This window comes from Mesorhizobium sp. B2-7-2, assembly GCF_006440775.1.
Lineage (GTDB): Bacteria > Pseudomonadota > Alphaproteobacteria > Rhizobiales > Rhizobiaceae > Mesorhizobium.
Map to the genome: position 1 here is coordinate 412827 of NZ_VFTZ01000001.1, position 19125 is coordinate 431951.

Below are 19125 nucleotides of genomic sequence, written 5' to 3' on the forward strand. Positions count from 1 at the left end.
CCCATTCCTAGTCTTGACTCACAGGTGTCGATGACAGGAAGCGTCCCTGATTTCCACGCAAGCGCCTGAGCAGCAAAAGCCTTGAATCTGAGAATTGCGCCCGTCCGGCCCTGATTGTTTCCTTCGCCCAGAAGCGGCGAAGCGCCATTTCGCATCGACGCAACTGATCCTCGGTAAGCTTTGCTTCCAGAACGATATCGCGGAGGTCGCGATAGGTGCGGGACGGCCAGGTTCTGAGTTCTTCGCTGCTGATGGGATCAAGACGTCGGCGGAATGCAACGCGGTCGAGGCCGCGACGCGGCTTCTGCGTACGGTTGGCGAGCCGATCGGGGATGTGAATGATTGGCCCTGTCAGCGCCAGTTCGGCGCATATGAGCCAGTCCGCCTGCTCGGAGCGGCGAAGCATGCGCGTTTCCAAGAGCCGGGAGCGTCGGTACATGCCGTAGATCGGGTCATACTTGGCGTCGCCGGCATGGTAGAACCACAACATCCTTTCAAACCGCTGGGCTGCGTCGCCGGAGCTTGGAAATTCCCCCCGGTAGTCCTCCCATCTCGCCGCCCCCTCGGGCGAGTAAACGGTGAAGCCGGTGGTCAGGCCAATTGCGTCAGTCCGGTCTTCAAGCATCTTCACGCATTTCGAGAGATAGCCCGGCTCGAGCCAATCATCGGCGCTGATCCAGCGGAAGAATGTGCCACGCGCCAGGCGCAGCACACGGTTCATGTTTTGATGGATCCCAATATTCGAAGGATTGACATTCAATCGGATGCGCCCATCGGCCCGCGCGTAGTTTGCAAGTGTTTCTGTCACTCCGTCGTCAGATGCATTGTCGGAAACAACCAGCTCGAGGCCCTCGAAGTCCTGGCCGAGGATGGAATCTATGCAATTTTCCACCCACCCTTTTCCGTTGCGGACGGCAAGGCCGATACTCAGCCGTGGAACATTTTCGCTCATCTGCTTGCTCCGAGATTGGCGGATGTGTCGGCAATTCGAGCCGGCGAAGCGGGTCTCAACGCCGCCAGGACATCCACATAAAATTTCCTTTGGCCGAGGACGAACAGGAGCAGACAGGCGTAGACCGCGCCCATGACCATCCCGCCCATCAGAAGCCGAAGGAGCGGCGTGGACGACGGCCCCAGGTAGAACGCTGCCTCCAGTCCCGCACCGCTTGCGACGATACTGGCCAGCAATGGCCGCCAGATCGCGGCAAAGAGATCGAAAGGCGACAGAAGCGTGCCCTTCGCGCACCAGACAATATGCGGCACCACCCACACGGTCATGGCCGCAGAAACGCCCAGAGCCACGCCGTTGGCTCCGTAAGGTAGACCTATGATGATGGCCAGGCAGACCAGCACAGCGATGGCGTATGCCATCTTGAGACTGCGTCCCTGGAGACCCGTCGACTGGAGGAACCATCCGGTTGGGTTGATGATCCCGAAAACCAGGATCGTGGGGGCGAGCAAACGGAAGATCGGCGCTACAGCATGCCACTTGTGCCCAAGGACGACGGTGATGATCTCGTCCGCGAAGATTGCACAGAACATTGTCGTTGGGAGTGTAAGACTGTTGACGAGCGTATATCCCTTGAGGAAATACGCTCTGCAGCGAACCGCATCACCCTGCAGCCTGGACAAGCCGGAAAAGGCCACTCCACCGACCGCTGACAGCAAGGTCGTGTTCGGTATATTGATGAGCTGATAGCCTCGCCCATAAATGCCCAGGGCGTCTGCCCCCAGATAGCGCCCGATCATCAGCTTGTCGAAATTATAGGCCAGATGGACGACCAGATTGTTGAACGTGATCGTGGCCCCGAACCTTAGCATGGACCGAACATCGGAGAGCCTACCGGGCTTTCCCGGACGCCAGGAAATCGAAAGCCACATAAGAAGGGTCGTCGTCGCAGGCTGAACGAGTGCAGCGCCAACCAGCGCCCAATAGCCAAAGCTATAGAACGCCATTCCAAGCCCGGTCGCAATGCTGGCCAGTTGGGCAATTGTCTCTATGACAGCCAGGGCCCCATAGCGCAGCGAGCGTTGCAGAAGCGCAAGGTGCTGCACCCCGGCGGCATTGAACAGGAAGCCGGCCGCCAGCGCGGCGGTCACCGGAAGCAGGCGAGGCTCCTGGTAGAAAGCGACGAGGAAAGGCGCGGCGATGAGGCAGAGCACGCCAAGGATGCTGCCGACGGCCACATTGACCCAAAAAAGGGTCGATACATATTGATCGCTGATGTCGGCCTTTTGAACCGTCGCTGCCGAGAGTCCGGCGGTGGAGAACAGGTCGAAGAAGCTGGTAACCACCGTTACCATGGCGACCAGCCCGAAATCCGCCGGTTCCAGGAGGCGTGCGATTGCGGCGACAAAGCCGAGCCGCAGAACAAAGGAAATCCCTTGTCCGCAAAGCTTCGCAAACGCACCCCGCAGCGATTTTCCTTTCAGTTCGTCCAGCTTCGAACTCCCCGCCAGAAAGAAGATGCCGTACGGTCCGAGACTCGTAACGGTGCCATAGCCAAATCACAGGAGGGCGTGAGATAGCCCACCAAGACGACGACGCCAGCTTATGGCTCGCGCTTCGTGCCGGGCACCCCTCCACAGCGCGTGTGCCGATATCAATTGTGATTAGTCGATGCCCGTTTGAATTAGTTCCGAAGAGCCAGCAATGCGGCCCGGGGTGGGCGATGTATCCGGGCGCTTCTCCGGCCCGGTGAAGTGCGGGGCGCGTCCGGCTTCTTTGCCCGTAAAATCCCGCAGCTGGCCAGAACGGCGAGCACAGGACGTAGAGACGCTATCAAGCCCGGAAATTTGCGCGCATGGCCGACAGACCTAAACCCCTCATCCGATTGGGTCAGTAGCCTCGGGACAAAATCGTGCGAAGGTCGAACAGCGCCATGCATTCCGCAGGAGGAACAATGCGAGTTCTGGTCACGGGCCATCAAGGCTATATCGGCTCTGTGATGGTGCCCATGCTGATCGCTGCGGGGCACGACGTCATAGGTTACGATGCCAATCTGTACGAGCGGTGCACCTTTGCCCCCGCAGGCAAGCTCACCAACATTCCAAGCATTTGCAAGGACGTGCGCGATGCGAGCCACGACGACTTCGTCAACGTCGAGGCCGTCATCCACCTTGCAGCGCTTTCCAACGACCCGCTCGGCAACCTGAACCCCGACATCACCTTCGCGATCAATCACCGCGGAAGCGTCCGGATAGCCCAGGTTGCCAAGGAAGCCGGCGTGCGACGTTTCCTGTTCGCCTCCTCCTGCAGCAACTACGGGGTATCCGAGAGCGACCTGATCGATGAGACCGGTGACCTCAATCCCGTCACGGCATATGGAAAATCCAAAGTTCTGGCGGAACGGGACATATCAGCACTGGCAGACGGTGATTTCTGCCCCGTCTATTTCCGGCCGGCGACTGCCTATGGCGTCTCGCCTCGCCTGCGCTTCGACGTCGTGCTCAACAACCTGATGGCATGGGCCGTTTCGGAAAAGCTGCTCTATCTCAAATCGGACGGAACGCCCTGGCGACCGCTCGTGCATGTCGAGGACATATCCCGAGCCTTCGTCGCAGGTCTTGCCGCACCGACCGAAGCGGTCTGGAACCAGGCGTTCAACGTCGGGTCAACGGAGCACAACTACCGGATCCGCGACATCGCGGAGATCGTCACCGAAGTCGTCCCCGGCTGCCAACTCACCTTCGCCAGCGACGCGGGACCGGACAAGCGCTCGTATCGTGTCAATTTCAGCAAGCTTGCCCGCGTCCTGCCTGACGCTTTGCCGCGCCACAACGCTCGAAGCGGGGCTGAGCAACTTCTCAGCGTTCTCAAGTCATCGCGACTGACGCCCGGTGAATTCGAAGGTCCGCGCTATCAGCGGATCGCCCATATCAAGCACCTGATGGCGACTGGCGTGATCGCTCATGATCTTCGTCGCCTGACGCACAGCCAGGCAAAAATTCCGGCAGCGATGCTACAATAACGACGGCGATATGGATGATGGCGCTCAACAACTGGTGAATACTTCTGCCCGACTAGGCGAGAAGATTTACGAACTTGCCAGAGAACTTTTCCCGATCGCCCGCAGCATCACTGGTCCCGGTGTTCGCGAGACGCTGCGCGTTTTGTCACGGCACCTGCCGATCGAGGTGCACGAGGTTGCAACGGGAACGCCCGTCTTCGATTGGGTGATACCAAAAGAATGGATCATCCGTGAGGCCTATATCGACGACGAAAAAGGTAACCGGATAGTCGATTTCCGGCACTCCAATCTCCATGTCCTGAATTACAGCGTTCCGGTCGACAAGGTGGTGAGCCTCGCCGAGCTGAAGGAGCATGTTTTCACGATACCGGAGCAACCCGACCTTATCCCCTACCGTACCTCATACTATGCGGAACGGTGGGGATTCTGCATGTCGCACAATCTCCTGACGTCCCTTCCGGAGGGTCGCTATCGCGTTCATATCGACAGCGAACTCAGGCAAGGCGCGCTGACATATGGTGAATATGTCCATGGCGGAACGAGCGACCGGGAGTTCCTGCTGACCACCCACATCTGCCATCCCTCAATGGCGAACGACAATTGCTCGGGCCTGGCTTTGCTGACGGTATTGGCAGGAAAGCTCCGCGCGCGTCAGACACGCTATAGCTATCGCTTCCTTTTCATTCCCGGAACTATCGGTTCCCTGGCATGGCTCGCGGCCAATGAGGACAGAATCCCCCGGATCGACCACGGCCTTGTGGTCTCGTGCGTCGGCGATGGCCAGGGCCCTACCTACAAACGCAGCCGGCGCGGTGATGCCTTCATCGACCGAGCCATGGAACATGTCCTTTCCCATCTCCCGGGCCAATCCGCAAAGGTGATCGACTTTAGTCCGTACGGCTACGACGAGCGCCAGTTCTGCTCGCCCGGCTTCAACATGCCAGTCGGCCTATTCCAACGCGGTGCCCACGGCACCTTTCCGCAATACCACACCTCCGCCGACGATCTCGATTTCATTCGTCCGGAGCATCTGGCCCATTCATACGACATGCTTGCGGGCGTAATCGACGTCGTCGAGGAAGACTGGGTTCCTCTCAACCTCAGCCCCAAGGGCGAACCTCAGCTTGGCAGGCGCGGCTTATACGCAGCGCTTGGAGGCCTTCACGCTTCCAGCCATGGGGCGATGCCAATCCTATGGGTTCTCAACCTAGCGGACGGCAGCAATTCGTTGCTCGCGATAGCCGAGCGATCCGGACTTCCGTTCGCCGAGATCGCTGCCGCCGCCCGACTTTTACGCGAACATGGGCTGTTGTCAGCTCAGTAGCTCCGTGCGACGCGCTTCGGCCGTGAGCAGCGGCCAATGCCTGTCGCGATCCGACAATATGCTGGGTGGAGCAGGCCAGTCGATCGCCAGGCATGGATCGTCGAATCGTAAGCCGCTCGCCGCCCCCGGCGTATAAAACTCGGAAATCATGTAACTCACCGTCGAGTCGGGCTTGAGTGTCTGGAAGCCATGGGCAAAGCCACTGGGGATGTAGAGCATGCGGCGGTTGCTGGCCGTCAGCTCAAATCCCTCCCATTTCAGGTAGCTTGGCGATTGTGGGCGCAGGTCGACAATGACGTCATAAATAGAGCCCGCAATACAACTTACCAGTTTTACCTCCGCATGAGGCGAATTCTGAAAGTGCATACCGCGCAACGTGTGCGTATGCTGCGAATATGACATGCTGTGCTGGACGAAGCTGGTCGTCAGACCGTGGCCGGCAAACTCGGAAACGCAGAAGGTACGGGTAAAAAACCCGCGTTGATCCCAGATGGGTTCCGGCTCGACCAACATTGGTCCGCTGAGCGAAGACGGATGAAAACGCACTCGAAAGCTCCTTTTGACGAGCCTCAGCCTAAACTGCCGGCGATGCATCGCAGCAAAGCTATCTTGCTGTTGTCATACACAAACTGCTGTCCACTCAAGAATACATGATCAAAAAAAGGGCGTCCGCGTACCTCTTCTGGATCAACCTAGGCTGAGCCTCATTCGATTTGACTAACCTATCTCTCAGAATACCAAGTCAGCGGCTCTCGCCGACTGGTTCAAGGTCACTGCAGATAAATCCGGGGTTGGGTCTGATGAATTTTCATTCAGCCGACGCGCGCGGCCAACAGGTGGACGTCGAACACGAGCGACGTTGCCGGCTCTGTGCAGCGCCTCTTCGTCATACATTTGTCGATCTGGGAATGTCGCCGCCCTGCGAAAGCTTCATATCGCCGGACCGCCTGGGCAACGTCGAGGCCTACTATCCGCTTCACGTGATGGCTTGCGAGGGATGCTTCCTAGTGCAACTGCCGGAGCATATTACTCCGCAAGAGATATTCACCGAGTACGCATATTTTTCATCTTATTCCGCAAGTTGGGTCGCGCATGCGAAACGCTATTGCGATTACGCTGCGGCGCGCTTCGGGCTCCGACAAGACAGCCTGGTAGTCGAACTGGCCAGCAATGACGGTTATCTGCTGCAGCATTTTCAGCCGCTGGGGGTTCCGACACTTGGCATCGAGCCTGCGGCGAACGTCGCGCAAGCTGCAATCGCCAAGGGCGTGCCGACGCGTGTCGCCTTCTTCGGTGTACGCCTGGCGCGCGAACTCATCAACGAAGGCAAGCAGGCCGATCTCATCATCGGCAACAATGTTCTCGCGCAAGTTCCAGACCTCAACGACTTCGTGGCAGGCATCGTGCTACTGCTCAAGCCGCAGGGTGTGGTCACCCTTGAATTCCCGCACATTGAGCGGCTCATCGACGAAAACCAATTCGACACGATCTATCACGAGCATTTCTCCTATTTCTCGCTCACGACGATCGACGTGGTGGCCGCAAGGCACGGCCTCAAGATCTTCGACGTAGAGGAACTGCCCACGCATGGAGGCTCGCTGCGAGTCTATTTGGCGCGGGCAGATAGCGTCTATCGCCCGTCGCCGGCGGTGGCTGGACTGATCGAGCGAGAGGCAACCGCCGGCCTCAGGCAGATGCAGACCTACACGTCATTCGCCGATCGCGCCTATGGCGCCAAGCGCGCCCTACTCAGCTTCCTGATCTCGGCGAAGAACGAAGGCAAGACGATCTGCGGCTATGGAGCGCCCGGCAAGGGCAACACCCTTCTTAACTATTGCGCGATCGGCACCGACTTTTTGGATTTCACGGTCGACCGGAATCCCTACAAGCACGGACGCTTCACGCCCGGCATGCACATTCCGATCAAGCCCGTCGAAGCCATCCAGGAGGCTAAGCCGGACTACATCCTGATCCTGCCATGGAACCTGAAGGACGAGATCGTGAGACAGATGTCGCACGTGGCGGCATGGGGCGCGAAATTCGTCGTGCCAATCCCCTTCGTCAAGGTGATCGATCCCGCGGAGTACCGGCCATGAAAGTAGTTCTTTTCTGCGGCGGGCTTGGTACCCGCATTCGCGATTATTCCGAAGCGGTGCCCAAGCCGATGATCCCGCTCGGCCCGCAGCCAATCATGCGCCATGTGATGCAATACTATAGCGACTACGGGCATGAAGACTTCATCCTTTGCCTTGGCTACAAGGCAAACGTCGTCAAGGATTTCTTTCTCAACAGCCGGCCGCAGATGTTCGCTGATTGCGTGGTAACCGGCGACGGTCGAGATGTCAGGCTCTTGGATGACAGTCACAAGGGTTGGCAAGTCACTCTCATTGACACTGGCATCTGGCGCAACATCGGCGAACGGCTCTGGGCCGCTCGTGATTTGGTTCGGGACGAGGACATGTTCCTTGCCAACTACAGCGACGGGCTCACGGACGTCGACCTCGACGACATGGAGCGCAAGTTCCGCGCGAGCGGAAAGGTCGCCTGCTTCCTCGCGGTGCCCCCGCCGGTCACCTATCATTTTGCGGATATCGCCGAGGACGGCCACGTCCGTGAGTTCCGCAGTTCCACGAGCTCAGATATCTGGATCAATGGCGGGTATTTTATGTTCAGGCCAGAAATCTTCGATTTCATGCGCGAAGGCGAAGAACTCGTGCTTGAGCCTTTCCGGAGGCTGATTGAGGCCAATATGCTGATGGCCTACAAACACAATGGCTTCTGGCGCGCCATGGACACATTGCGCGACTGGCAGGTGCTCGAGGACATGGTCGAAAAAGGCAACATGCCCTGGAACCGGCAGATGCGCGAGCGGTCCGGTCATACTGGACTCGCAGTCGCCAGATCATGAGGGCCCTGTCGCTCGCAGGCATGCAGGAGAGTCTGTGCGTGCTTTGTCTTGGCGCCCATTCCGACGATATCGAGATCGGCGCGGGAGGGACCCTTCTGTCCCTTGTTGCCAGCGGCGCGAAGCTTGACGTGCACTGGATTGTGTTAAGCGGGCGCGGAGCCCGGGGCGAGGAGGCTCGCGCGTCGGCGCATAGCTTCCTCGAAGGGGTCACAGATCCCACCGTGATGATTGCAGACTTCGATGATAGCTACTTTCCGACCCAAGGGCGGGAGATCAAGGAATGGCTTGCGTCCCAGGCCAAAAAAGCCAAGCCTGACCTGATCTTCACCCACCGCCGGGATGATGCGCATCAGGATCATCGCGAGGTCAACAGGATCACCTGGAACCTTTTTCGGGATCACCTTATTCTTGAATATGAGATCCCGAAATGGGACGGCGACCTGGGTCAGCCAAACTTCTACACGCCGCTGACCGAAGCCCAAATGCAGCGCAAAATCGAATTGCTTCTTGCCCACTTCGGCAGTCAGCGGTCCAAAGATTGGTTTGACGCCGAAACGTTTCGTGGTCTGGCACGGCTGCGCGGCATGGAGTGCCGCGCTAAGGACGGATTTGCGGAGGGGTTCGTGGTTCGAAAGGCCGCCTGGTCCCTCGGCTGAAGCGGGACGATCGTATGCGACGGATTGCGATAGGCAGGAGCGCCAGACCCTCTCCAAACGAGGTAGGTCGGTCGAGAATGTGGTGCACGTTTTCGCCAAAATCAGGCGATTTTGCCTACAGCAAACCCGTCGCAACAACTGCTAAGATTACAATAGAACGACGGTTGCGCAAACAATTACAAACAACCCCTAGTCGGCACGTTGCCTCTACATCATCGGTCAAACCGCATGGAGAATGCACGCTGCGAGCGAACCCACCCCCATGACGACACGTGGGGGGACTCTGTGAACAGCACTTCGCAGTCGGAGGGCGAAGATCCTGGTCATGGTACCGAGGTCGCGTCGGTCATCGATGCCATCCGCGAGTGCATTGGAACGTTGCAACTTGATCTCGACGGACAGGTTGTGGTTACTGGAGCTGGGTTTGGCTCGGAGGCGATCACGGCAACCGCGGCAGCGCTCGCCGGCGCCCGACGCGTATTTGCGCTTACAGCCGAGCGAAAAAAGCATGCCAGAAGTCCAGCCACCTCCTGGGACGCCTTGGACCTGGCCACCGATGCCGGACATTCGGCCAGGCTGGAGATATTGCGACGAATGCATCCTCATCACTGGAATGACGTCGACATTCTTGTGAGTTGTCCCCGGACACTGCCGATATCACGGTCGACCGTCGAGTACCTCCGACCAAATTCAGTCGTAGCTCTAATGGCCGAGCCATGGGAACTCTCTCCCGAGATGGTGGACCTAAACGCCTGCAGCGAGATGCAGGTCAAAGTCGCCGCTCCAAATCTAGAGCATCCCAGCATAAACCTGCATCCCGATTTAGCCCGGCTGTGCTGTCGACTGTTGCACGATGCAGGCATAAACCCCCGCGATACGAGAATCGCTCTCCTGTGCGACACCCCCTGCAGGCGCTACATAGAAGATGCCCTGATCGAGCAAGGCGCGAGAGTGACAGTGTTTGCTCACCCGCAGATGCTGCTGCCGGAAATGTGGGACGCTGTCGTGGTGGCATTGCGGCCGGCGGAAAAACCGTCGATGGATATCAATGGCCTTGCCCGGGTATTCGAAGCTGCTCATGGGAGCCTGCTCATTCAATTCAGCGGCGAGATCGACCGCCTGGCTGCTCGGTACTTTGGTCTTCGCGTCTGGCCGCCGCGAAAGCCGGCGCGCGGCCAGCTCGGCGTATCGTCTGAGATTCTCGGTTGGCATCCCACGATCCGCAGGCTAGTCGGCGGTCTCAAGGCAGCCGAGATGGCGCGGCGTGGAGCAGATCTCCGTCGCGACGGCATCGGTTCAATAGTCGGCCCCTCGCCCAACTGACTCGAGGTCAGCAAGCGCCGCGCTTCTCGCGCTCCTGGCCCGCGTTCAGACCAATGCGCTTGAGACACGGACCTTTTTGTTGCGGCGCCATCGGAGCCAATGTCGCAGAATGCTCCACTGCAAGGCTATGTGCCACCAACTTGGCCAAGCGAAGTAACAGAGCAGCCCCGTTGTCGCCGCCGCACCAGTGCGACAACGGGTCTAGCTTCAAAAGACGCAAAGCGGCCGGCGTCCTTCTTGGGGTAAGTGGCTTCAGAACGCCGCCCGGCGGACTCAGTCCACCGTACATTAATGATAGCTAAAATACTCTCGCGAGAAATAGCGATTCCGGGAATCCCGAGCTTTTCGTGGCGAGATCCGTCGCGGGAAGCACTTCTAGGATCGCGGTAGCGAACCGGATGGTGGGCTGAATATTCGGAATATTTAATTTGCAGTGACGGACCAGCCGGCACGCCACCCCGATCCTTTCCGGCTCGAAACCGGCCCTTACATGTCGAGCCGCCTCGATAGAGAAGGCAAATCGCCTTAACCCGAACGCCGACCTCGCAGTGATTGCGTCCCTCACCCGATCGGGTGAAGCGCGCGGCCTCTTTCCGACTCAAACTGCCAATCTGGTCATAGATTCACGCATCAAGCCGGCGGATATCGATGTGGTACATCCTGACATGCCGGCCCGCGTGGTGTTGTCGGTCTATCCGAGCCGGCATCTGCCGCAAATCCATGGCTTGCTCACATCAGTGTCGGCCGACCGGCTGACGGACGAAAAGACCGGCGAGCCTTATTTCCTCGCCAAGGTCAAAGTCGGCACAGCCGATCTCGCAGAGCTGCATGACGTGCATTTGTCGCCCGGCATGCCGGCGGAGGTCATGATCCTGACGGGAGAGCACACTTTGCTCGACTATATGCTGGCCCCGGTGCAGGCTTCGCTCACACGCTCTTTCAAGGAAAACTGAGCCGACGACAGCACACCGCCGCCGGCCATAAGCCGACGCCTCATCGTCGCATCTGTCAGCGCAGCCGCAGGGGCGTGACGGCGCTAGCGCCTCAGGGCGTGGACATTGTCCATCGATGCGCCGCCCAGCGGCAGCGCCATGTCGTCGTCGAGCAGCCGGGTGATGCGGGCAAAGCCGACAAAGGCTTTGCGCGCTTCCTCGGCCGACATCTTGCCCGACAGTGCCGCCGCGCAGCAATTCAGGGCGCATTGATAAACCGGGCCGCGTCGTCCCGTTGGCCACTTCCGCAGGAATACCATCGCCTCGGAGACGCTATCGACTTCCTCCACAGGGTATCCCTGCCCACGCGCAATTCGCACTGGGGTAAAGAAATGCAAGCGATCCATAATTATCCTCCCGGTCGACCGCAGCGCAGTCGAACCGCACTAAACGCACGTCCCGCGAATTGGTTCCAAACAAATTTGGTTGCCGATGGAAAAAGTTCGAAACCGCGGGCCCGCGCTGACATGCGCGAAATCACTTGGCGACTCGGCCAATGCAGGCCTGGAGCCGTCGGATAACGGCGATTCTCATTGAATATCTTTAAGGCGAAAGCCGGCAAATGGGTTGCTTGCCGGTTACCCTGCGTCAGGCTTAACCTCCGCGTCAACGCGTGAGGGCGCGTTTTGCAAAAAGGGGAACACTTGCAATGACCATTCAAGGCGCATCGCCTGACCTCTACAATGAGGATCTGGCTCCCGCAACGGTCAGGAACTGGGGACCGTTTTCGATCTTCAACGTCTGGACCTCCGACGTCCACAGCCTCTGGGGCTACTACCTGGCGGCAAGCCTGTTTCTATTCTGCGGCGGCTTCGTCAACTTCATCATCGCCATCGGCATCGGCTCGCTGATCATCTATGCGCTGATGAATATGGTCGGCTATGCCGGCGTGAAGACCGGCGTGCCCTACCCCGTGCTTGCCCGCGCCTCCTTCGGCATCTGGGGCGCCAACGTCCCGGCGCTGGTGCGGGCGATCGTCGCCTGCTTCTGGTACGGCGCCCAGACGGCCGCGGCTTCGGGCGCGATCGTGGCGCTGCTGACACGCCTGCAATGGTTCGACGAGTTCAACAAGAGCTCGCACCTTCTGGGACACTCGACCCTCGAGGTGATCTGCTTCGTCATCATCTGGGCGCTGCAGTTGCTGATCATCCAGAAGGGTATGGAGACCGTCCGTCGCTTCCAGGATTGGGCCGGCCCGGCCGTGTGGGTCATGATGCTGATCCTGGCGATCTATCTCTGTGTGAAGTCGGGCACTTTCGCCTTCACCAGCGACATCCCGATGGATGTGCTGCTGGACAAGACCAAGGACGCAGGCGTTCCGGGCGAGCCTGGATCCTGGACCGCGCTGTTCGCGGTGGCGGCGATCTGGGTGACCTATTTCTCGGCGCTCTACCTCAACTTCTGCGATTTCGCCCGCTATGCGCCGGACAAGGCGGCGCTGCGCAAGGGCAACATCTGGGGCCTGCCGGTCAACCTCATCCTGTTCTCGCTGGTGGCCGGCGTCACGACGATCGCCGCCTATGACGTCTACCATGAGGTGCTGCTGCATCCAGACCAGATCTCGGCCAAGTTCGACAGCTGGTTCCTTGCCGCGCTTGCCGCGCTGACCTTCGCGGTGGCGACGCTGGGCATCAACGTCGTGGCGAATTTCGTCTCGCCGGCTTTCGACTTCTCCAACGTCTTCCCGCGCCAGATCGACTTCAAGAAGGGCGGCTACATCGCGGCGCTGATCGCCCTGGTGCTCTATCCCTTCGCGCCATGGGAAGGCAGTGCGGCTTCCTTCGTCAACGTCATCGGCGCGACGATGGGACCGATCTTCGGCGTGATGATGGTCGACTACTATCTGATCCGCAAAAGCGAGGTCGACGTCGAAGCGCTCTATCGCGAAGATGGCGAGTTCCGTTTCCAGAGCGGGTGGCACGTCAACGCCTTCATCGCTGCCGGCATCGGCGCCATTTTCTCCTCGATCCTGCCCAACTTCACCAACTGGCTGCCGTCCTGGTGGGGCGTCTATGGCTGGTTCTTCGGCGTGGCGATCGCCGGCGTCGTCTACTATGTGCTGCGCACAATGGCGCTCGGTGCAGGCGCGAAGGTGGCGAAGGCCTGAAACAAGGCGGCAGGCAGTAGGGCTTAGGCAATAGAAGACGCCACCCTACTGCCTACTGCCTACTGCCTACTGCCTACTGCCTACTGCCTACTGCCTACCATCTCCGTGTTTCAGTTGCGCGACGTGCCGATGCCGAGGCGCTTGTGATTAGCGGCGGCAAGCAGCCGCGAGCTCGGCCGCTCACGCGAAAAGACAAGCCAGATATCGCCGTCTACCAACTGCACCAACTCGTCGGCGACTGCATAGGCCTGGAGCGCCGCAACGGCCTCCCGGCACTGGCTCGCGCATCACCCCCGCCGCCACCTCGAACCATCCCACATAACGAGCCCGACTGCGGCACTACACAGATTCGTGAACGGTGATGGTGTGAACCGCCGTAACCTCCGCCAGCGCTGCCGCGAACTTCCAGTAGAACCTGCGGCTTCCGGCATCGCCGGGGGAGAAGGGTTCACGCAACAACACCCATTGGAGGAAAGCATGTCAAACCGCCTCATATCCGCCGCCGTCGCCAGTGCCTTCGCCGCAGCCATTGGCGCCGCCGCCATTGGTTCCGCATCAGCCGCGATGAGCGAGGCGGAAATGATGAAGATGCAGGAGAAGACCAAGAAAGAGGTCGCTTCCGGCAAGATGGAGAAGTGTTTCGGCGTAGCGCTGAAGGGCCACAACGACTGCTACGCGGGTGCTGGAACCACATGTGCGGGCACGGCCACCAAGGATTACCAGGGCAATGCCTTCAAGCTGGTGGCGAAGGGAACCTGTACTGCCATGACCACGCCAAATGGCCACGGCTCGCTAAAGCCGATCGGCTGATTCCGAGGAGACCGCGGCGGGTGGCATCGCCATCCGCCCCTTCCACTGCCTTCCGGGAGGTCGACCATGAACATTCCTCCGCGCGCCGGAGTAGGACTTAAGCCGCAGCACTACCGCGAGATCCTGGAAACCGGGCCGGACATCGGCTTTTTCGAGGTCCATGCCGAAAACTACATGGGAGCGGGCGGACCACCGCACCGGTACCTTGCTGCGGTGCGCGAGCAATATCCTCTTTCGTTGCACGGTGTCGGTCTGTCGATCGGCGCGGCAGGGCCCCTCGACCAAGACCATTTGAGGCGCCTGAAAGACCTGATCGCCCGCTATCAGCCGGGCCTTTTCTCCGAGCACCTTGCATGGTCGAGCCACGGCGATGCGTTTCTGAACGATCTCCTGCCGATGCCCTACACGATGGAAACGCTCCAGCGCATCGCCTCACACATCGACGAAGTGCAGGAAACACTTGGCCGTCAGATGCTGCTGGAAAATACTTCCACCTACGTCGCCTTTGCAGAAAGCACCTATGCCGAGCCTGATTTCATCGCCGAGGTGCAGCGGCGCACCGGCTGCGGACTGCTGCTCGATGTGAGCAACGTCTACGTCGCTTCGACCAATCAGCAGTGGGACTCCTTCGCCTATATCGACGCCTATCCGCTCGGCGCCGTGCAGGAGATACATCTTGCCGGCTTCACGCCGGAAACCGACGAGAAACAGAGGCCGCTGCTCATCGATACCCACAGCCGGCCGGTCGACCCGTCGGTTTGGGAACTCTACGCCTACGCGATCGGCAAGCTCGGTCCGACGCCGACGCTGATCGAATGGGACGCCGATTTACCATCATGGAGTGAGCTGCATGCCGAAGCCATGCGGGCCGAAGCGTATATGAAGTCTCACGCGCCAGGACAGGAGGTGCGCCTTGCAAGGGCTGGCTGAGCAGCAACGGGATTTCGCGCTGGCCTTGCTTGACGCCGCTCGTGCCACGCCGCAAGGCCTCGTAGGACCCGACGGCTTGCCAAGTCCGCGTCGCTTCGCGGTCTATCGCAACAATGTCGTGGCCGGCCTCATCGAGACACTGAAGGAAAATTACCCGGCCGTTCATCGCATCGTCGGGGATGAATTCTTCCGCGCCATGACGGGGCAATTCGCAACCGCCCATCCACCGCGGCGCCCTGTCATGTTGGACTACGGTGCAGGCCTCCCCGAATTCATCGCTGGGTTCGAGCCCGCGGCGACACTTCCCTACCTCGCTGACGTAGCGAGGATCGAGCGCGCCTGGATCGAGGCCTATCATGCGGCCGATGCGGAGCCGCTTTCGGCGAATGATCTCCTCGCCGTCGATCAGGGCCGCCTGGGCGAGGTCCGGCTGGCGCTCCATCCTTCGCTCCGGGTGACGCAATCGCAGTTTCCCGCCCTCACCATCTGGCGCATGAACATTGCCGGCGGCGAGCCCGCTGCTGTCGATCTCGAGGCAGGTGGTGAGGATGCTCTCATCATCCGCCCGGGCGCAGAAGTCGTCGTGCGCCAGCTGCCGGTGGGAGCTGCGGCCCTCATCAGGACCTTAGGCGCCGGCAAGTCAGTGGTGGCCGCGACGATAGCCGTACTCGAAGCCACCCAGCACTTCGATCTCAGGACGATGTTGGCCGGACTGCTTGAAGCCGGCGCTTTCATCGGTTGGAGCCTTGAACCGGATACCGGAGACGAGCCGTCATGATGTCAGCTCCGAACCTGATCCGTACGCTGACGGCGTGGCTTTCCTCGGTCGCCATGGCCGTAGCGCCGCTATTTCTGCGAGCAGCACTCGCGGTGCCGTTTTTCCGCTCCGGGCTCACGCGCTGGGACGGCTTCCTACAGCTCTCGGACAGCACCATTTATCTGTTCGAAGAGGAGTTCAAGTTGCACATCTTCGGTGCCGAGTATGGTTTCCCAATGCCCGACGCCGTTGCCTATCTGGTCGCGACCGCCGAAATCACTTTGCCGGTGCTGCTGGTTCTGGGCCTCGCCACCCGCTTTGCCGCGCTGGCGATGCTTGTCATGACCGGTATCATCCAACTTGTCGTGCCCGACGGTTGGGCCAACTTCCATCTGCCCTGGGCCGCCATGGCGATCTCCATCATTGCCCTTGGCGCAGGGCCCATTTCCGTTGACCGGCTTGTCGCGCGACGATTTGCTTCGGAGGCGTATCGGCAATGACCACCCCTCCTGCACTGAAACTTGTGCGGGGCGAAGCCGCTCTTCCTCCGCAGGTGCAGGAGCTGGATTGGTCGATCCTCATGGCGAGGGCCCAGGACGGCGATGCCAATGCCTATCGGCGGCTCCTCGAGAGCATTGCGCCATACCTGCGCGCTCACGCGGTGCGCTGTCACCGCAATCCCAGCGATGTCGAGGATGCGGTGCAGGATATACTGCTGACGCTGCACGCCGTGCGTGCGACCTATGATCCGGCGCGGCCGTTCGGTCCCTGGCTCACGGCCATTGCCAAACGCAGGCTGATCGACCGTCTGCGCCGCCAGGGTCGCCGCAGGGCCTTGGAAACGGAATCGGACCCCATCCACGAAACCTTTGCCGATCGGTCCGCGAACCTTGAGCACATGACACATATCCATGACATTGCCGCGGCCCTCGACCGCCTTCCCCCCGGACAGCGTGAAGCCTTGCGGCTTACCAAGATCGAGGGACTGTCGCTGAAGGAGGCCTCGGCGGCGAGCGGTATGAGCGTGGCAGCGCTCAAGGTCGCCACCCACCGCGCCATCCGGCGTCTTCGGAGCTTCTTCTCTGGCGGGAGTGAAACATGATTCCCACGGATGATCTCATCTCCGCGCTTGCCGCCAATCTGAGGCCGGTGAGGCGGCTCCGTCCGCCGCTGTTGCGGGCCACCGGTTTCTTGCTTCTCGCCGCATTGATCCTCACCATGATCGCCACAGCCCACGGCTGGCGGCCAGGCCTGCTCGTTCGTCTGGCCGAGATCCGCTTCGCTTTAAGCCTCACGGGGGCCGTCTTCACCGGCATCCTTGCCGCATTCGCGGCATTCGTCGTCAGCCTTCCTGGGCGTTCACGTCACTGGCTGTGGCTGCCCCTTCCGTCACTTGCCCTGTGGCTTTTCTCGATCGGCTATCAATGTCTGAACTTCTGGACACCGCTGGTTCCCGGCGCACCTCCCGGTGAGATGGCTTCTTGCATTGCGACGTTGGTGCTGACCAGCCTGCCTTTATCGCTCGCCTTGGCGCTCATGCTTCGCCATGCCGCTCTTTTCGACCCGGCGCCAGTGATCTTGGCTGCAAGTCTTTCCGTTGCTGGGATCACCGCGGCTGCGCTGACCCTTTTCCATCCGCTCGACGCCAGCATCGAGATTCTGATGTTCAATCTCGGCACCGGATCGTTGATCGTGTTGTCGGGCGGCGCCATCAGCCTGTTTGTATCGAACGCCTCGGAGAAGCCACAATGAGCGGACCATTGCCCGTCAGCAACCTGGCGAAATCGCGGGCTGCCCTGTCGCTCGCTCTTGGCGGCCTCTCGGCAGGTCTCCTCGCCTCCGCCTGCTGCGTGCTCCCTCTCGCCTTCGCTCTCGTCGGAATCAGTGGCGCCTGGATCGCGCGCCTCACCGCGCTGGCGCCTTACCAGCCATACTTCCTCACCCTCGCGGCCGTCTCGATCGGTGTTGGATTCTGGCGCTATCGCCGCAATGAGGCGGCCTGCCTTGCCGGTTCACTTTGCGCCAGTCCGGTCTATCGCCGTTCCACCCAATTCGTCCTGTTGGCCGCGAGCCTCATTGCAGTGGCGGCGGCGGCAGTCGATGTCTTCGGACGGCTCAATTTGTAGGAGATCCCGCCATGCGCGTCGCCATTGCAATTGTTGTCCCGCTCCTGGCCACGGTGCCCGCCGTCGCAGCACAACACACCGCCACATTCTCGGTGCCCGACATGACCTGTCCGCTCTGCCCGATCACCGTTACGACCGCAATCAGGCACCTCGACGGCATTGTCTCGGTTTCGACCGATGTCGGCGCCAAGACTGCAACTGTCGTCTTCGACGACCGCAAGACGAGCACCGCGTCGATCGCCGATGCTTCCGCCAATGCGGGCTATCCAGCAGCATTGGTGAACGAGCAATGATCGAGGTTACAAGCACCATCACCTGTCCCGGCTGCGGCCACCGTAGAAGCGAGACAATGCCTGCCAATGCCTGCCTGCATTTCTACGAATGCGAAAGCTGCAAGATCATCCTCAAGCCCCTACCGGGCGATTGCTGCGTATTCTGCTCATACGGCGATCACCCCTGTCCGCCGAAACAGGAAGAGCGACAGTCCGGTGCTGCCGGCCACCATAATTGCTGCTGAGGCATCGGCGGTGCCGGGGCAAGGATCGCCAAGGTCTGAAACAAGGGCAGTAGGCAGTAGGGATTAGGCAATAGAAGGTGCCACCCTACTGCCTACTGCCTACTGCCTACTGCCTACTGCCTACTGCCTACTGCCTACTGCCTACTGCCTACTGCCTACCATCTCCGCCAGACGGCGCACCGTGTTCCAGTTGCGCGACGTGCCGATGCCGAGGCGCTTGTGATTAGCGGCGGCAAGCAGCCGCGAGCTCGGCCGCTCGCGCGAGAAGACAAGCCAGATATCGCCGTCCACCAGGAATACTTTCTCATCGGCGGCGGCATAGGCCTGGAGTGCTTCGACGGTGTCCGCGGGCAGCGGCTCGCGCATCACGCGCACCGCAACCTGATCGGCCGTGTCCGCTGATTCGTCCGGAAACGGATTGGCGGCGGCAAGCTTCAGCCAGTCCTCGGCACCGCGCACGATGATGTCGACATGTCGGCCGAAGCTTTTCTCGAACGCCTTTTCCAGCCGGCGCTCGAGCTTTGAAAGCTCGCCTGTGCGCGCCTCGAACACCAGATTGCCCGTCGCCACCAGCGTGCGGACGTTTTTCAGCCCGAGGCTTTCCGCCATGGCCTTCAGGTCGGACATGACCACCCGCCGTCCCCCGCCCAGGATGATGCTGTAGAGCAGCGCGACATAGGTCTGCACGGCTTTGTTCGCTGTCG

Annotated in this window: 22 protein-coding genes and 1 pseudogene; 17 read left to right on the forward strand and 6 right to left on the reverse strand. The window is 60.3% G+C overall.

Going from position 1 to position 19125, the window contains the following annotated elements; all coding sequences use genetic code 11:
- Positions 1–7 precede the first annotated feature (7 nt).
- Both FJ425_RS02075 and FJ425_RS02080 read right to left on the reverse strand, forming a co-directional pair.
- Positions 8–952, reverse strand: coding sequence for a glycosyltransferase family A protein (locus FJ425_RS02075; RefSeq protein WP_140627950.1), 945 nt, complete (start codon positions 950–952; stop codon positions 8–10).
- The gene (locus FJ425_RS02080) at positions 949–2469 is read right to left on the reverse strand and encodes a lipopolysaccharide biosynthesis protein (RefSeq protein WP_348643148.1); all 1521 of its coding nucleotides are present in this window, start codon (positions 2467–2469) and stop codon (positions 949–951) included. Before FJ425_RS02080 ends, FJ425_RS02075 begins: the two co-directional genes overlap by 4 nt.
- Before the next feature lie 434 nt (positions 2470–2903).
- Between FJ425_RS02080 and FJ425_RS02085 the strand changes: the two genes are divergently transcribed.
- Both FJ425_RS02085 and FJ425_RS02090 read left to right on the forward strand, forming a co-directional pair.
- Positions 2904–3971, forward strand: coding sequence for an SDR family oxidoreductase (locus FJ425_RS02085; RefSeq protein WP_140627944.1), 1068 nt, complete (start codon positions 2904–2906; stop codon positions 3969–3971).
- A gap of 10 nt (positions 3972–3981) precedes the next feature.
- The gene (locus FJ425_RS02090) at positions 3982–5295 is read left to right on the forward strand and encodes a DUF4910 domain-containing protein (protein WP_140627941.1); all 1314 of its coding nucleotides are present in this window, start codon (positions 3982–3984) and stop codon (positions 5293–5295) included.
- Here FJ425_RS02090 and rfbC read toward each other — a convergent pair.
- Complete coding sequence (gene rfbC / locus FJ425_RS02095; protein ID WP_140627938.1) at positions 5284–5841, reverse strand: dTDP-4-dehydrorhamnose 3,5-epimerase; 558 nt, start codon at positions 5839–5841, stop codon at positions 5284–5286. The genes FJ425_RS02090 and rfbC overlap by 12 nt on opposite strands.
- Positions 5842–6095: 254 nt before the next feature.
- Here rfbC and FJ425_RS02100 point away from each other — a divergent pair, with 254 nt between their 5' ends.
- The 5 genes from FJ425_RS02100 (at position 6096) to FJ425_RS02120 (ending at position 11135) form a co-directional block, all read left to right on the forward strand.
- Positions 6096–7391 carry a class I SAM-dependent methyltransferase gene (locus FJ425_RS02100; protein ID WP_140542371.1) on the forward strand — a complete coding sequence of 432 codons (1296 nt, stop codon included), beginning with the start codon at positions 6096–6098 and terminating at the stop codon, positions 7389–7391.
- Positions 7388–8203, forward strand: a complete 816-nt coding sequence (locus tag FJ425_RS02105; RefSeq protein ID WP_140627935.1) for a sugar phosphate nucleotidyltransferase — start codon at positions 7388–7390, stop codon at positions 8201–8203. Before FJ425_RS02100 ends, FJ425_RS02105 begins: the two co-directional genes overlap by 4 nt.
- Complete coding sequence (locus tag FJ425_RS02110; protein WP_140627932.1) at positions 8200–8859, forward strand: PIG-L deacetylase family protein; 660 nt, start codon at positions 8200–8202, stop codon at positions 8857–8859. The genes FJ425_RS02105 and FJ425_RS02110 overlap by 4 nt, the downstream gene beginning before the upstream one ends.
- A gap of 285 nt (positions 8860–9144) precedes the next feature.
- Positions 9145–10182: a hypothetical protein gene (locus FJ425_RS02115; protein WP_140542374.1), complete on the forward strand. Its 1038-nt coding sequence runs from the start codon at positions 9145–9147 to the stop codon at positions 10180–10182.
- A gap of 650 nt (positions 10183–10832) precedes the next feature.
- Positions 10833–11135, forward strand: a complete 303-nt coding sequence (locus FJ425_RS02120) for an HlyD family secretion protein (protein WP_246677857.1) — start codon at positions 10833–10835, stop codon at positions 11133–11135.
- A gap of 83 nt (positions 11136–11218) precedes the next feature.
- Here FJ425_RS02120 and FJ425_RS02125 read toward each other — a convergent pair whose 3' ends face one another.
- Positions 11219–11521 carry a DUF982 domain-containing protein gene (locus FJ425_RS02125; protein ID WP_095765383.1) on the reverse strand — a complete coding sequence of 101 codons (303 nt, stop codon included), beginning with the start codon at positions 11519–11521 and terminating at the stop codon, positions 11219–11221.
- A 302-nt stretch (positions 11522–11823) separates the two neighbouring features.
- Between FJ425_RS02125 and FJ425_RS02130 the strand changes: the two genes are divergently transcribed.
- Positions 11824–13281: an NCS1 family nucleobase:cation symporter-1 gene (locus FJ425_RS02130; RefSeq protein WP_140695978.1), complete on the forward strand. Its 1458-nt coding sequence runs from the start codon at positions 11824–11826 to the stop codon at positions 13279–13281.
- A 110-nt stretch (positions 13282–13391) separates the two neighbouring features.
- Here the strand turns inward: FJ425_RS02130 and FJ425_RS31905 are convergent.
- Positions 13392–13572: pseudogene (locus tag FJ425_RS31905) on the reverse strand (hypothetical protein); the annotation flags it as partial.
- A 186-nt stretch (positions 13573–13758) separates the two neighbouring features.
- Here FJ425_RS31905 and FJ425_RS02140 point away from each other — a divergent pair.
- The 9 genes from FJ425_RS02140 to FJ425_RS31910 all read left to right on the forward strand — a co-directional run bounded on the left by FJ425_RS02140 (position 13759) and on the right by FJ425_RS31910 (position 18421).
- The gene (locus FJ425_RS02140; RefSeq protein ID WP_140542394.1) at positions 13759–14091 is read left to right on the forward strand and encodes a DUF2282 domain-containing protein; all 333 of its coding nucleotides are present in this window, start codon (positions 13759–13761) and stop codon (positions 14089–14091) included.
- A 66-nt stretch (positions 14092–14157) separates the two neighbouring features.
- Positions 14158–15021 carry a DUF692 domain-containing protein gene (locus FJ425_RS02145; protein WP_140721388.1) on the forward strand — a complete coding sequence of 288 codons (864 nt, stop codon included), beginning with the start codon at positions 14158–14160 and terminating at the stop codon, positions 15019–15021.
- A complete protein-coding gene (locus tag FJ425_RS02150) occupies positions 15005–15799 on the forward strand; it encodes a DNA-binding domain-containing protein (RefSeq protein WP_140721391.1) in 795 nt (264 codons plus the stop codon). Before FJ425_RS02145 ends, FJ425_RS02150 begins: the two co-directional genes overlap by 17 nt.
- Entirely contained in the window at positions 15796–16278 is a 483-nt protein-coding gene (locus FJ425_RS02155; protein ID WP_140695992.1) for a DoxX family protein, read from the forward strand. The genes FJ425_RS02150 and FJ425_RS02155 overlap by 4 nt, the downstream gene beginning before the upstream one ends.
- On the forward strand, positions 16275–16880 hold the full coding sequence (locus FJ425_RS02160) for a sigma-70 family RNA polymerase sigma factor (protein WP_140721394.1): 606 nt from the start codon (positions 16275–16277) through the stop codon (positions 16878–16880). The genes FJ425_RS02155 and FJ425_RS02160 overlap by 4 nt, the downstream gene beginning before the upstream one ends.
- Positions 16877–17530 (forward strand): NrsF family protein, encoded by a 654-nt coding sequence (locus tag FJ425_RS02165; protein WP_140721397.1) that lies wholly within the window; start codon positions 16877–16879, stop codon positions 17528–17530. The genes FJ425_RS02160 and FJ425_RS02165 overlap by 4 nt, the downstream gene beginning before the upstream one ends.
- Positions 17527–17904, forward strand: coding sequence for a mercuric transporter MerT family protein (locus FJ425_RS02170; protein ID WP_140627902.1), 378 nt, complete (start codon positions 17527–17529; stop codon positions 17902–17904). Before FJ425_RS02165 ends, FJ425_RS02170 begins: the two co-directional genes overlap by 4 nt.
- An 11-nt stretch (positions 17905–17915) precedes the next feature.
- Positions 17916–18197 (forward strand): cation transporter, encoded by a 282-nt coding sequence (locus tag FJ425_RS02175; protein ID WP_140721400.1) that lies wholly within the window; start codon positions 17916–17918, stop codon positions 18195–18197.
- Positions 18194–18421 carry a GDCCVxC domain-containing (seleno)protein gene (locus FJ425_RS31910; RefSeq protein ID WP_140721402.1) on the forward strand — a complete coding sequence of 76 codons (228 nt, stop codon included), beginning with the start codon at positions 18194–18196 and terminating at the stop codon, positions 18419–18421. The genes FJ425_RS02175 and FJ425_RS31910 overlap by 4 nt, the downstream gene beginning before the upstream one ends.
- A 141-nt stretch (positions 18422–18562) precedes the next feature.
- Here FJ425_RS31910 and FJ425_RS02185 read toward each other — a convergent pair whose 3' ends face one another.
- Entirely contained in the window at positions 18563–19108 is a 546-nt protein-coding gene (locus FJ425_RS02185) for a DUF1697 domain-containing protein (protein ID WP_140721405.1), read from the reverse strand.
- Between the last annotated feature and the right edge of the window lie 17 nt (positions 19109–19125).